Annotated in this window: 12 protein-coding genes and 3 pseudogenes; 14 read left to right on the top strand and 1 reads right to left on the bottom strand. The window is 48.4% G+C overall.

What is annotated here, in order from left to right:
- The 6 genes and pseudogenes from H6F57_RS26850 to H6F57_RS26825 all read left to right on the top strand — a co-directional run.
- Positions 1–422, top strand: a pseudogene (locus H6F57_RS26850) (IS1 family transposase); the annotation flags it as partial.
- A gap of 635 nt (positions 423–1,057) precedes the next feature.
- Positions 1,058–1,510, top strand: a complete 453-nt coding sequence (locus H6F57_RS26845; RefSeq protein ID WP_190632118.1) for a hypothetical protein — start codon at positions 1,058–1,060, stop codon at positions 1,508–1,510.
- A 245-nt stretch (positions 1,511–1,755) separates the two neighbouring features.
- On the top strand, positions 1,756–2,502 hold the full coding sequence (locus H6F57_RS26840; protein ID WP_190632114.1) for an SDR family oxidoreductase: 747 nt from the start codon (positions 1,756–1,758) through the stop codon (positions 2,500–2,502).
- Between the two features lie 192 nt (positions 2,503–2,694).
- Positions 2,695–2,906, top strand: a pseudogene (locus H6F57_RS26835) (GMC oxidoreductase); the annotation flags it as partial.
- Between the two features lie 735 nt (positions 2,907–3,641).
- Positions 3,642–4,541 (top strand): pirin family protein, encoded by a 900-nt coding sequence (locus H6F57_RS26830; protein WP_190632140.1) that lies wholly within the window; start codon positions 3,642–3,644, stop codon positions 4,539–4,541.
- A 112-nt stretch (positions 4,542–4,653) separates the two neighbouring features.
- Positions 4,654–5,676 (top strand): LLM class flavin-dependent oxidoreductase, encoded by a 1,023-nt coding sequence (locus H6F57_RS26825; RefSeq protein WP_190632112.1) that lies wholly within the window; start codon positions 4,654–4,656, stop codon positions 5,674–5,676.
- A gap of 31 nt (positions 5,677–5,707) precedes the next feature.
- On the opposite strand, the gene H6F57_RS26820 is transcribed toward H6F57_RS26825, so the two are convergent.
- Entirely contained in the window at positions 5,708–5,851 is a 144-nt protein-coding gene (locus H6F57_RS26820; RefSeq protein ID WP_190632142.1) for a hypothetical protein, read from the bottom strand.
- A gap of 22 nt (positions 5,852–5,873) precedes the next feature.
- Here H6F57_RS26820 and H6F57_RS26815 point away from each other — a divergent pair, with 22 nt between their 5' ends.
- From H6F57_RS26815 to H6F57_RS26775, 8 genes and pseudogenes are all read left to right on the top strand, one after another.
- A complete protein-coding gene (locus tag H6F57_RS26815; protein ID WP_199294954.1) occupies positions 5,874–6,800 on the top strand; it encodes an alpha/beta hydrolase in 927 nt (308 codons plus the stop codon).
- A gap of 454 nt (positions 6,801–7,254) precedes the next feature.
- A complete protein-coding gene (locus H6F57_RS26810; protein ID WP_199294952.1) occupies positions 7,255–8,208 on the top strand; it encodes an NAD(P)/FAD-dependent oxidoreductase in 954 nt (317 codons plus the stop codon).
- Positions 8,209–8,355: 147 nt separating this feature from the next.
- Positions 8,356–8,742: pseudogene (locus H6F57_RS28555) on the top strand (nuclear transport factor 2 family protein).
- A 77-nt stretch (positions 8,743–8,819) separates the two neighbouring features.
- Positions 8,820–9,788 (top strand): zinc-binding dehydrogenase, encoded by a 969-nt coding sequence (locus tag H6F57_RS26800; RefSeq protein ID WP_190632136.1) that lies wholly within the window; start codon positions 8,820–8,822, stop codon positions 9,786–9,788.
- 136 nt (positions 9,789–9,924) lie between these two features.
- Positions 9,925–10,833: an aldo/keto reductase family oxidoreductase gene (locus H6F57_RS26795; RefSeq protein WP_190632108.1), complete on the top strand. Its 909-nt coding sequence runs from the start codon at positions 9,925–9,927 to the stop codon at positions 10,831–10,833.
- Between the two features lie 39 nt (positions 10,834–10,872).
- The gene (locus H6F57_RS28550; RefSeq protein WP_347279990.1) at positions 10,873–11,193 is read left to right on the top strand and encodes an FAD-binding protein; all 321 of its coding nucleotides are present in this window, start codon (positions 10,873–10,875) and stop codon (positions 11,191–11,193) included.
- Between the two features lie 213 nt (positions 11,194–11,406).
- A complete protein-coding gene (locus tag H6F57_RS26780) occupies positions 11,407–11,832 on the top strand; it encodes an AraC family transcriptional regulator (protein WP_199290049.1) in 426 nt (141 codons plus the stop codon).
- 382 nt (positions 11,833–12,214) lie between these two features.
- A complete protein-coding gene (locus tag H6F57_RS26775) occupies positions 12,215–12,859 on the top strand; it encodes an NAD(P)-binding domain-containing protein (RefSeq protein ID WP_190632134.1) in 645 nt (214 codons plus the stop codon).
- Positions 12,860–12,870: the final 11 nt, after the last annotated feature.

Genomic DNA, 12,870 nt, shown 5'->3' with positions numbered 1-12,870 from the left:
GCCAGAGGTCGGCGAACGTGACGAGTTAGAAACCTTTGTCGGCTCAAAAAAACAAGATTTGGCTGTGGACAGCCGTTGACCACTTCAAAAAAGGGATTTTAGGCTGGGTACTGGGTGACCATAGTGCTGAAACCTTTGCCCCACTCTGGTCTATCGTGGCCGCCTGGAACTGCTATTTCTACGTTACCGATGGCTGGTCAGTGTATCCCGGTTTCATTCCAGAAGGTGATCACATTGTCTCCAAGACCTACATGACTCGGGTGGAAGGCGAAAACACACGATTGCGTCACTATCTGGCTCGACTGCACCGCAAGACACTTTGCTACTCCAAGTCCGTAGACATGCTAGCTCACTCCGTCCGACTGTTACTTCACTACCTCAAGTTCGGGGATGTTCCAGTCCCTACCAGGTTCATCCCTTAATTCAGCAATGCCTCTGGTACAGAGAATAAGCTCTATTGGAGAAAAAAAGAAACGATTTACCTTGTTTACTTTCCTGTATCTCGCGCTAGGAGTTTGTCTGACGGCAATCGCGCTTGGATACCCAAACCTGCCTTGTCTTCAAAGAAGCTTGTTCAGCAGTGCAGGAGCCTCCTGCATTGCTTGTATTCTAAGCACTTTCCCATTTTGGCGGGAGACGACGATCCGCTTCTATCGTAGACGGAATTCAGTGGTCATTCTACCTGGTTGGTGATTGGAGTGAACATTGTTGTGATGATCTGGGAGGCTCAGAGTCAGAACTGGACAATGGAAGCCATTTTACGAGCGTTTTCGCAGCTATTAGTTGTCTTGGTGTTTGCGGAAATCATTGTGATTACATGGCAAGTAAATTCTGAAAATTTGATGGCTAAATCGGATGATACTGAGACGAACTTGCTCTTCACCATAAGAATCTGAAAGAAATCAAGCATTGAATCTCAGTACACTTCAGATAACACAACGCGATTGACTCTCCTTTTAAACGACTGCACGAATAATCGATTGTGTCCTTTGACCTGGTTTTACTGCGACTGAAATGAACGATCGCACATGAAAACTTTCAACACAGAGGGATGAATATGAAGACTTGGATTTCGATGCTGCTAATTTTAGCAAGCGTGAGCTTGTTCGGGTGCGACGATCGACGAGCGGAAGAACAATTGAATAGCACAATGAACAGTTGGATTGGTCGGGATATCAATGAGTTTGTTCGCAGATATGGTACACCCACGACAACGCTCACGTTACCCAATGGAAACACAATTTATTCCTACAGAACGGATCGAGAACGGGAGTTTAATCAGGCAACCTCTGTGAATGAGTTTCAGAACGATCGAGGCGAGACAACTACGATAATTAGCGGAGGCAACACGATTGTCGATCGTGATTTCTGTGAGATTGATGTCGAGTTTGATCGCTCTAGTGAAATTCAGTCCTGGCGCTATGAGGGTAGTTCTCCAAGACATTGCAATATTAAAAGCCTGCCGAAAACGCTCCAAAAGCAATTGCAAAAAGACGGAATCCTTCCGTAGGTAAATGCCATGTTCAAAACTGCAAAATCACGACGATAAGTACTGGAATTCAACCTCTTTGGATTTCGACTCTCATTTCAAAAGATACCAATGCGCCGCACAACCCTTTTCGCGATCGCGCTACTCTTTACCACCTATTTCGCCTCCGCCTACATGAAGTCCACAGCGCAGAACACCCCGACAAACGGACAGGAAGCAACGCCGGAGATCAACATGCTGTATGAAAATAGAACAGGAGAAATAGAATGATACTGCAAGATAAAGTGGCGTTAGTCACTGGCGGAACTTCAGGAATTGGCCGTGCAACCGCGATCGCTTATGCCCAACAACAAGCAAAGGTGGTGGTGGTGGGTCGTCGAATTGATGAAGGTGAAGAAACGGTTCGATTGATCAAGGAAGCTGGCGGAGAGGCGATTTTTGTGCAAGCAGATGTCACGAAAGAAGCCGATGTTGAAGCAATGGTTGATAAAGCGGTTGGCGTTTTTGGTCGGTTGGATATTGCCTTTAATAATGCAGGAATGGGCGGCGAAAACCCCTCATTGATTGAGCAAACAGAAGCGGAATATGACCGCGCGATGAACGTCAATGTCAAAGGTGTTTGGTTGTCGATGAAATATGAAATTGCTCAGATGTTGAAACAGGGAAGTGGTGCGATCGTTAATATGGCATCTGTGGTTGGAGTCGTTGCACTTCCTAACATACTCCTCTACACCGCGAGTAAACATGCAGTAGTAGGCTTAACAAAAGCTGCTGCACTCCAATATGCCAAAGCAGGTATTCGCATCAATGTCGTTGCACCAGGGGCAATCCAAACAGATATGTTTGAAGCAGTTACAGATGAAGCCAAAGCTTACTTGACAGGACTTCACCCGATCGGACGAGTTGGCACACCGCTTGAAGTTGCAAATGCAGTCCTGTTTTTATCATCTGAGATGGCATCGTTCACAACAGGTGCAACATTGCTGGTAGATGGTGGGTTTGTAGCGCAGTAGTCGATCGGCATTTCGACAACCCTGAACTGAAGCAAATCTTGCCTTGGACGGGAACTTCCAAAGGTTCCTAAGCGTTCATGGATACGTTCGGTTGTATCGCAAAAAAATTAGAAATGCTACACATGGAGTTGAACTGCACGTGTTGTAACTCTACAGATAGCGCTTCAGGAATTTTTTGCGACACAACCACCGCGAGGGCATGGAATTGAAGGCTTGCGGGTCGTGGATGTTTCTATCATGCCAACAATTACTACAGGCAATACGAACGCACCAACGATCATGATTGGCGAAAAAGCAGTCGATTCAATTAAAGCAAGCCGCACTCGAAAAAAACTAATGGCTAAGCACCACGTGAAAAACCTGCCCATTTAGCCTATTTAGAAATAGGTGATTCTGACGAATAAGAATTCATCTGCAAATTCTGCGATCGCCACCTTTCTCTCTGACATTCTTTCTCTTTCGGGTAAATCTCAACTAAAACCTCTGAGTTATGTTCAAACTATCCGCTCAATTCTTGATTTCACTAGTCATTTCCACAGCATTAGTCCTGATCAGTTTGCAATCGCTCCAAATAAAGCCTACTCCGGCGGAGACACCAGATATATACCCGGCGAATCAGTCAACACTGATTGCAACAGCCCCCGCACCTCCCAACCTTGTTCCTGCTGTGTTAGGGGGTAGACCCGTTTATGTGCTGTATGTGACTCAATCTGAAGATACGGTCTTGGTGCGTTGTTAGCTTGGCTATGAACCCACGATCGCGGTTCGAGCGATGGGCAGTAATCCCAATGCTAATACTCAAAAGGAAGGGATCATGACTTGCCGACCTTCTGAATAGAAACTACATTGTGCCATTCCCCGACTATCAGATACGCCCGGCCCATTCACAAAATAGGAGACTCTCATGCCTAGGTGGCGGTGCTGCTCAAAGAAGGGTATCGGGTTATCACCTACGATCGCCGAGGATTCGGTGCTTCCAGCCAACCCCTATCACATCGGACTGAAGGCGTTGATGTGATAAAGACGCAGACTTCATTCGACCGGCAGAAGCTCGAAAGTATTTCAGTGATCAATCTTATGAAACAGAAATAAGATTGTATCTTCGTCCACAAAGTCAACTAAGAATGGATCATACAAAAATGAGTATTCAGCAATTAATCACGCCTGAAAAGCACAATTTAGGTGGGTTTAGTGTACAGCGAATCTTACCGAGTGAAACCCTAAAAATGGTTGGACCGTTCATCTTCTTTGATCACTTAGGCCCAGCTGTTTTCCCGGCTGGGGAAGGCGTCGATGTTAGACCCCATCCACACATCAATTTGGCGACGGTTACCTATTTGTTTGAAGGAAGCCTTCTGCATAGAGATAGTCTAGGTACAGTACAAGAGATTTTTCCGGGTGAGGTGAACTGGATGACAGCGGGCAAAGGTATTGTTCATTCTGAGCGATCGCCCGAGAGCTTTAGAGAGAAAGAATCTACTCTTCACGGCATTCAGACCTGGATTGCCCTCCCCGAAAGCGCTGAAGAAGCTGAACCCAGCTTTTCACATTATCCGGCGACTGATTTACCGAGGTGGATTCAAACAGGAACCAGCGCAACCTTGATCGCCGGTAACTACCAATCTCACCAATCACCCGTTAAAACCTACTCTGCTACTCTTTACCTAGCGCTCGTTTTCACAGAGGGTAGTCAATTTCAGCTAGCGCCAACGGAAGGTTTAGAAAGGGCCGTTTATAGCGTCACATCTGGCCTATTCGTAAATGGAGAGCCTTTAGAGCCATATCGTTTAGCCGTTTTAGCGCCGGATGAATCAGTAGATATCCGGGCGGAGGCTGAGGCAAAAGCAATGATTATCGGCGGGGCACCAGTGGGCGATCGCACAAAGTACTGGAACTTTGTGTCGAGCCGCTCAGCACGTATCGAGCAGGCAAAACGAGATTGGCAAGACCGCCGCTTCCCGGCGGTGCCCGGTGAAACTGAATTCATTCCGCTCCCTGATAATTCAGATCGCGGTAGTAGCGTGACCCCTCTGAGTTGAAGATGGTTAGGCGTTTTTGCTGAGCGAGAGAACAGCAGCTTAACTCGTACAGCAAGGCTTTCTACTATTTCGGATTAAGTCTATTTCATTCGCAAAACGCTTGGGAAATGATATGGAAGTTGGAATTGACAGTTTTGCCTCGGTTGGAACGAGTGAAAATGGTGAAACGGCGGATGCTACGCAGTCTGTCGCCGAACTGCTGGAGAGAATAGAGCAGGCGGATCGTTCCGGCTTGGATATCTTCGGTATCGGCGAGCATCATCGGCATGAATTTTTAGATTCGGCAAACGCGGTTATTCTCGCCGCTGCCGCCGCACGCACCGAGCGCATCCGTCTAACCAGCGCGGTTACGGTGCTGAGCGCGGCTGACCCGGTGCGTGTGTTTCAACAATTCGCCACGCTCGATTTGATTTCAAAAGGTCGCGCCGAAATGGTTGTCGGGCGCGGCTCTTTCACCGAAGCTTTTCCGCTATTTGGATTTAGTCTCGGCGATTACGATGAGATTTTTGCTGAAAAGCTCGAACTCTTGCTCAAAATTCGGGACAATGAAACGGTCGATTGGTCGGGCAAATTTCGCCCCGCGCTGGAAAACCAAGCAATTTATCCGCGTCCGCTGCAAAAGCCGTTTCCCATCTGGATCGGGGTCGGCGGTACGCCGCAATCTTTCCGCCGCGCCGGAATGCTTGGACTGCCACTCGTGGTCGCCATTATCGGCGGCGAAACGCATCGCTTTCGCTCGCTCATAGATTTATACCGCGATGCCGGAGAGTACGCCGGACACGCGCCCGAAACATTGAAAGTTTCATTGCATTCAATCGGTTATGTCGCCGACACGACTGAACAAGCCGTTGAAGAGTTCTTTCCAGGCTACGCCGAAACCTTCACTAGAATTGGCAGAGAGAGAGGCTGGCCGCCCGTTACGCGCGCCGCTTTTGACGCGCAGCGCGGCGCGACCGGCGCGTTACTGGTCGGCAGTCCTGAAGAAGTGGCGGAGAAAATCCGCCGTCACAGCGAATCGCTCGGCGGCATTTCGAGAGTAACGTTTCAAATGGACAACGCGCAGATGAACCACGCCCAACTGATGCGCTCCATTGAACTGATTGGAACGCAAATGTCGCCACTCTTGAACGATTAAAACGTGCGGGCATGGTTCAGCTCAAGTTCCGCTAGGGTAACAAGACAGAGAGACGAGCTGGAACACCGCTTGAAGTTGCAAATGCAGTCCTGTTTTTAAGCTCATCCACACAGCAGAAAACAGCAATGATAAACTCTTCGATATCAAACTTTTTTTTCACCTTCTGTTCTGGCATAATTGCTTACCAGAAGCATACGGTGGAATTTTCCTTATTGAAAGTTGCACATTGCCTGTTAGTTATCATCGTTCTGGTTGTCAGTGTGCTTGTTGGCTCTGGTTGGCTGAATCGCGCAACTCCTGCTTCAACTTGTGACATCGCAACTCGCTCTACCCAAATCGGGAGTGGAACGCTTTCCTATAATCAAGCAGGGACAGGACAGCCGATTTTACTGCTGCATGGATTATTTGCCGAGAAAGAGCAGTGGAATGGCATGATGTGCGAGTTGGCTAGAGCAGGCTATCAAGCGATCGCACCCGATCTACCCGGTTATGCCAAGAGTACTGGATTTACCGTGAAAGACTATGCGCTAGAGAATCAGGTAGTCCTCCTGCACCAGTTTGTCGAGCAGCTAAAGATTCAATCCCTTGATGTTGCAGGTAGCTCGATGGGGGGCACGATCGCAGCCCTTTACAGCCAGCTTTATCCCAACCAAGTTCGCAGCCTTGCCTTTATCGGTTCACCGCTAGGCGTAACGAATTGGGCAGCTAGCGTCAGGAAATCGATCATTGAGGGTATCAATCCCTTTATTCCGATTACCAAAGAGCAGTTCGATTTAGAAATTAGTCTGCTTTTCGTGACACCTCCTACGATTCCGGATGAGGTCAAAACCGAGAAAGTAAACGATTATGTGAATCGTAATCGAAATTATCAGCAGACTTGGGACATTGTGAATCTTTATGATGATGTGCTTTGTCAGCTGCCTCACAGTTGGGTTCCGACCCTGGCAATTTGGGGTCAGGAAGACAAAATCTATGATATTCGGGATGTCGATCGCTCATATCGCTGTCTTCCAGGGAATCAAATTATTCAATTACCCAAAGCAGGACATTTGCTGCTGATCGAAAACGCTCAGGAAGCAGCATCGAATTATCTTGGTTTTCTGAAAACAATCAAAAATCGATAGACGAATCAAGCATTCAGCAATTAAGCTTCGGTGTCGAGGAAGTGCAGGAGTCTCCTACATTGTTTGCCTCCTCAGCACCTTCCCATTTTGGCGCGAGACGACGATCCGCTTCTATCGCAGACGGAATTCAGCGGTAATTCTACCCTGGTTGGTGATTGGAGTGAACATTGTTTGGATGATCTGGGATATTTAGAGTTAAAACTGGACGATGGAAGCCATTTTACGAGCGTTTTTGAGGCTATTAGTTGTCTTAGTGTTTGCAGAAATCATTGTGATGACATGGCAAGTGAATTCTGAACATTAGTATCTAAATCGGATGCTAACGCAACGAACTCGCGCTTCACCATAAGAATCTGGAAGAAATCAAGTATTGAAACTCAGTACACTTCAGATCAACACAACGCGATCGGCTCTTCAGCGAAATCCAAGTTAGAGCGGAGTGTATGAGTTTAGAGTGACTGTCTATTCAGTTGGAGAACAGAAAAATATAATGAACCAAAACAAAGAGCTTTACGAGTGTGTCATTGTCGGTGGCGGTTCCGCTGGACTCAGTGCGGCACTGGTTTTAGGCAGAAGTCGCCGTCGCGTGTTAGTCTGCGACGAAGGGAATCCGCGTAACGCTGCCGCACACGAGTCGCACAGCTTTTTCACCCGCGATGGCATCAGTCCGCATGAACTTTTGAGCATTGGGCGCAACCAGCTCAAACCTTATAAAAGCGTTGAATTTCAAGCGATCGGGGTCAAGGAAATTAACCCATCCGGCAATCAATTTGAAGTTGTGTTTGAGGATGGCACGGTAAAAAAAACGCGCAAAATTTTGCTGGCTTTCGGGGTAATGGATGAGTTTCCAGCTCTCGAAAACTTTGGTGACTTCTGGGGAAAAAGCGTATTTCATTGCCCCTATTGCCATGCATGGGAAGTGCGCGACGAGCCGCTTGCCATTGTTGGAAATGGCGAAACGGGCATCGAAATGGCGGCATTGCTGAAAAATTGGAGTGCTGATTTAGTCCTCTGTACCAACGGCAAAGCCGATCTAACCGCTGATCAAAGGACACTGTTGGAAAACCACAAAATCCTTGTTCGTGAAGAGAAAATCATCCGACTCGAGGGCGATAACGGACAATTAGAAAACATTGTTTTTGAGGCAAATGAGAAAATTGCGCGTCGCGGAATATTGATCCGACTAAAGCAAACACTCCATTCAAACCTAGCTGAAAAGTTAGGCTGTGAGTTGAATGAATTCAATTTAATCAAGACGACCAATGTTTTTAACGAAACTAGCGTCAAAGGTGTTTATGCGGCAGGTGACATCACTTCACCCATGCAAGTGATCGCCGCTGCTGTTTTTCAGGGTAGCGTTGCTGCTAGCGGCTTAAATCACTCTCTGATTATGGAAGATTTCGTCTAAATCAAGGTGATTCAATCTTCATTAGAACAAGTATCGTGGTTGGTCAGTTTAGCAGACGGTTTCAAGCCGCTAGTGCTGCGTTCGAGTTTCTTTACCGCCGCTGATTTGAGCCGTTGGGCGATTTGGGTAATGTGAGGTGTGGAACGGATGACGGATAAACTTGAGCAGAACAAACAGACGGTCACAACATTTTATGACCTGATGTTCAATCAGCGTCAGCCCGCAAAAGCCATCGAGAAATATGTCGGCGATGTGTACATCCAGCACAACCTAGCCGTGGCCGACGGGAAGCAGGCTTTCATCGAATATTTCGAGAGGATGGCGAAAGACTATCCGGGCAAGTGCGTCCAGTTTTAGCGCGTCTTTGCTGAAGGCGACTATATAGTCTTGCATTGCTACCAGCAATGGCCGGGCGACAACGACTGGGCAAGCATCGACATTTTCCGTCTAAATGATAAAGGCAAGATAGTCGAGCATTGGGACGTGCTACAAACCATCCCGGAAGCGTCGGCTAACGATCACACGATGTTCTGAACAGTCGAGCGCTGGTAGTGTGAAGGTCGGTTTGTACAACGGCACTGTTTATTCTAAATCAAGGAGAGTTGGCTCAGGTGGAATCTATGAAAGCAGCCGTATTAACTGCGTTTGGTGATGCTGAGAAGTTTGAGATTCAAACGGTTCCCACACCAACAATTAAGGCGCATCAGGTGTTAGTCAGAGTTTGTGCAACCTCGATTAACCCGGTCGATTACCAAACTCGTCGTGGTGATTACAAGGAACTGGTTCAATTACCCGCCATCCTTGGAGTTGATGTTTCAGGGGTGATTGAGGCAGTTGGCGAAGCCGTAACCGACTTCAAGGTGGGAGATGAAGTGTATTACTCACCGCAAATTTTTGGAGAATTTGGTAGCTACGCTCAGTATCATGTGGCTGATGCAGCGATTGTTGCCTTGAAACCTGCAAATCTATCGCACGTTGAAGCAGCTTGTTTTCCGCTTGCAGGCGGAACGGCTTGGGATTGTCTAGTGACTAGGGGCAATCTACAAGTTGGTGAAACAGCGCTCATCCATGCGGGTGCGGGTGGGGTGGGTTCGATCGCAGTTCAACTCGCCAAAGCGATCGGGGCATACGTTTTTGCGACGTGCAGTTCTAGCAACCGAGATTTCGTGACAGAACTGGGCGCAGATCGAGTGATTGATTACAAAAATGAAGATTACGTAGAAGTCATTCGTCAAGAAACAAATGGATTGGGTGTGGAGTTAGTTCTAGATACGATCGGCGGAGAAACAATTCAGCGTAGTCTAGAAATCATTCGTCCCTTTGGTAGGCTTACAAGCATCGTAGACATTGCAATACCGCAATCGCTTCTTGAAGCATGGGGAAAGAATCTGACAATTCATTTTGTTTTGTCACCCCAGTACCGAGCAAAATTAGAGGCTTTGACAAAACTCATCGAGCGTCATCAGCTTCGCCCAGTGATTGATTCAGTATTTTCTTGGGATCAGGTCGTTCAGGCACATCAGCGTCTAGAGCAGGGAGGAACACGGGGCAAAATTGTGCTGAAGTTTACAGAAAATTAGACCAGCTTTTACAACAACTCTACTCTCAACAAATCCTGTACAGGATGAAAGCATCTCAAGAGGGTCCTCAAGGAGTCAGGGAGATGCTGCATTGCTTTCGTTAAATCACTAAAAAATTCTTGGAGAAAGTAGCAATATGTCTGAGCAAACAAACCTTGGCGGCACTTTTACGCTGCCGAACACCTCAATCACAGTAAAGCGCATCGGCTATGGTGCTATGCAACTCGCGGGTCCCAATGTAATGGGTGCGCCACGAGATGTGGATGCAGCCGTTGCTATTTTGCGCGAAGCGATCGCACTTGGCATTAATCACATAGATACGAGCGACATCTACGGACCTCACATCACAAATCAGATTATTCGACAAGCGCTACATCCCTACCCCGAAGATTTGGTGATTGTAACCAAGGCTGGAGCACGTCGTCCTGAAGATGGATCATGGGTTCCCGCGATGTCGCGGCAGGATCTGACTGAGGCAATTCACGACAACCTGCGTAACCTCGGACTCGATGCGATCGATGTCGTCAATCTTCGCTTGATGGGTGACATGGGTGACGGTCACGGACTATCGGAGGGTTCTCTCGCCGAGCCGCTAACGACCTTAGCCGAACTTAAGAAGCAGGGATTAATCCGTCACCTCGGTTTGAGCAATGTCACGCCTACACAGTTGGCAGAGGCGCAAACGATCACGGAAATTGTCTGTGTGCAAAACCAGTACAATGTGGCACACCGGGAAGATGATGCTTTCATCGACGATCTCGCACAGCAGGGCATCGCTTATGTGCCGTTCTTCCCGCTAGGTGGGTTCACGCAGCTACAATCTTCGGTACTTGAAAGCACCGCCAAGTCTTTAGACGCGACACCGATGCAAGTAGCGCTGGCATGGTTACTTCAGCGCACTCCCAATATCTTGCTGATTCCCGGCACGTCATCGGTTGAGCATTTACGTCAGAATGTCAAAGCTGCGGCGCTGCAACTTCCGCAGCAAACGGTGGCTGACCTGAACGAGATCGCGGCAAAATCGCTGGCAGATCGCTTGAGTTAGTACTTTGAGCGGCGATCGCTCGTTGTCTAAGTGTGCAAGATGTCATTCACACGGTTCGCTGGACACGCGCACAGGGGGTGGGTCTCTCTGTTCGAGGTGGAGGACACGATTTTGTCGGACGAGCTTTGTCTGAAGAATGGCGTCGCGATCGATTTGTCCCAGATGAGAGCCGTCACCATTAATCCGGATAAGCACACAGCCCATGTTCAAGGTGGAGCCACGGCTGGCGACCTGATTGAGGCAGTACAGAACTATGGGTTGGCGACAGCTACGGGAACCATTTCCAGCGTTGAGATGGCTGGATTCTTTGGGGGGAGGCTATGGTCCTCTGATGGGTGCTTATGGACTGGGTGCCGATAACCTGCTGTCAGCACAAGTGGTAACTGCCGACGGGCAGCTTGTGACCGCAAATGCCGAGAAGCATCCGGATCTACTTTGGGGACTGCGTGGAGGAGGAGGCAACTTTGAAGTCGTCGTTTCCCTGGAGTATCGCCTTCATCCGCTCGCGACGGTGTTATCTGGTTTGCTGCTATATCCTCTAGAGCAAGCCAGAGCAGTGTTACACCGTTTGGCATGCTGATGTTCGCTGAGTTGCGATCGGGCGGGATAATGGGGAAATTGTATGTCGAATCACTCACTCAAATTCTGGTGATTCATTTACTACGACAGTATTCGACTTCAACGCAACCGATCGCAGCTCAAAACAGCAGCTTCACTCGTACCCAGTTGCAGCAGGCGATCGATTACATTACTTATCTGAATCGAGAGTTATCCTTGGCAGAACTGGCAAGTGTTGTAAACATCAGCCCAACTTATTTTGCGAGTTTGTTTAAGCAAACAATGGGAATTTCGCCCCACCAGTACGTGATTCGACAGCGCGTGGAGCAGGCAAAAAGGATGCTGTCGAAAACGAATTTGGCGATCGCAGATATCGCCCTACAGTCGGCTTCTCTAGTCAAAGCCATCTACCGCAACAGTTTAAGCGCCTCACTGGACTGACCCCAAAGCAGATTCGCTAACAACTTAAGAATCTGATAAGGCATCGTAAGAATCTGGAAGAAATTGAGTCCTGGAACTCGTTATGCTCAAGTTGAGCAGAGGAAAAATTCAGACGTCAGACCACAATAAAGCAATCTTAGGAGCGGCAAAAGCGGCGATCGCGCTCAGGCAACAATGAAGGATTCTTGTCGTTCTGAAGTGACGGTAAGCAATGGATGCTTGCCCCATCTTGAAGTCTGCTTAACGCAGCATTGTTAAGACGGTGCTCGATCGCTGCATAACAATTGTGATGCAACAGACAAAAACACATCATCGATTTACAAAGGAGAAACCTCTCATGTCTGACATTACCCTTGGTCAAGAAAACTCTGCAACCATCGATATGAGTATCGGAATTATTGGTTCAGGAGCACTCGGCTCAAACCTGGCGCGCATATTGGCAAAAAATGGCATTGCAGCCACCATAGCCAACAGCCGCGGACCGGAATCGCTGGCTGACTTTGTGGCCGAAGTGGGCCCCTCCATAAAGGCCGGCACTGTTGCCGAAGCCGCCAGCGCCGACATCGTCATTGCGGCTGTGCGCTGGGTCAATGCAGAGAAGGTATTCAGTGCCCTGCCTGCATGGAATGGTCGCATCGTCATTGACAGCACCAACCCAGTTGAATTCCTCGACCCAGATTCACCTGATGCCAAAGACCCCAGCAATCCGCTGGCAGCCTACGGTATCAGGGCTGTTGATCTAGGCGGCAAATTCTCCAGCGAGGTGTTCAAGCAATACGTACCGGGTGCACGCGTAGTGAAAGCCTTTAATCATCTGGAGGTGAACCTATTGCAGGAGCCTAAAGTGTCTGGTGGACAGCGGGTGCTGTTCTACTCAGGTGACGACGCCGATGCCAAAACCCAAGTGCGAAAAATCATTGACGGCACGGGCTTCTTCCCTGTGGATCTAGGCACTCTGGAAGCTGGCGGCACGATTGCGTCTTTGCCGTTTGGTTCATTGGCTGCGCACAACTTCATCAAGATCTGATCGCGCAGAAG

This window comes from Leptolyngbya sp. FACHB-60 (genome assembly GCF_014695775.1).
Taxonomy (GTDB): Bacteria; Cyanobacteriota; Cyanobacteriia; order Phormidesmidales; family Phormidesmidaceae; genus Nodosilinea.
This window is presented reverse-complemented; position numbering and strand designations above follow the sequence as displayed.

What these genes read in the sequence shown, in the direction of transcription:
- H6F57_RS26845 (WP_190632118.1), top strand. Translation starts at nt 1,058, where the DNA reads ATGAAGACTTGGATTTCGATGCTGCTAATTTTAGCAAGCGTGAGCTTG.
- H6F57_RS26840 (WP_190632114.1), top strand. Translation starts at nt 1,756, where the DNA reads ATGATACTGCAAGATAAAGTGGCGTTAGTCACTGGCGGAACTTCAGGA.
- H6F57_RS26830 (WP_190632140.1), top strand. Translation starts at nt 3,642, where the DNA reads ATGAGTATTCAGCAATTAATCACGCCTGAAAAGCACAATTTAGGTGGG.
- H6F57_RS26825 (WP_190632112.1), top strand. Translation starts at nt 4,654, where the DNA reads ATGGAAGTTGGAATTGACAGTTTTGCCTCGGTTGGAACGAGTGAAAAT.
- H6F57_RS26820 (WP_190632142.1), bottom strand. Translation starts at nt 5,851, where the DNA reads ATGCCAGAACAGAAGGTGAAAAAAAAGTTTGATATCGAAGAGTTTATC.
- H6F57_RS26795 (WP_190632108.1), top strand. Translation starts at nt 9,925, where the DNA reads ATGTCTGAGCAAACAAACCTTGGCGGCACTTTTACGCTGCCGAACACC.
- H6F57_RS28550 (WP_347279990.1), top strand. Translation starts at nt 10,873, where the DNA reads ATGTCATTCACACGGTTCGCTGGACACGCGCACAGGGGGTGGGTCTCT.
- H6F57_RS26780 (WP_199290049.1), top strand. Translation starts at nt 11,407, where the DNA reads ATGCTGATGTTCGCTGAGTTGCGATCGGGCGGGATAATGGGGAAATTG.
- H6F57_RS26775 (WP_190632134.1), top strand. Translation starts at nt 12,215, where the DNA reads ATGAGTATCGGAATTATTGGTTCAGGAGCACTCGGCTCAAACCTGGCG.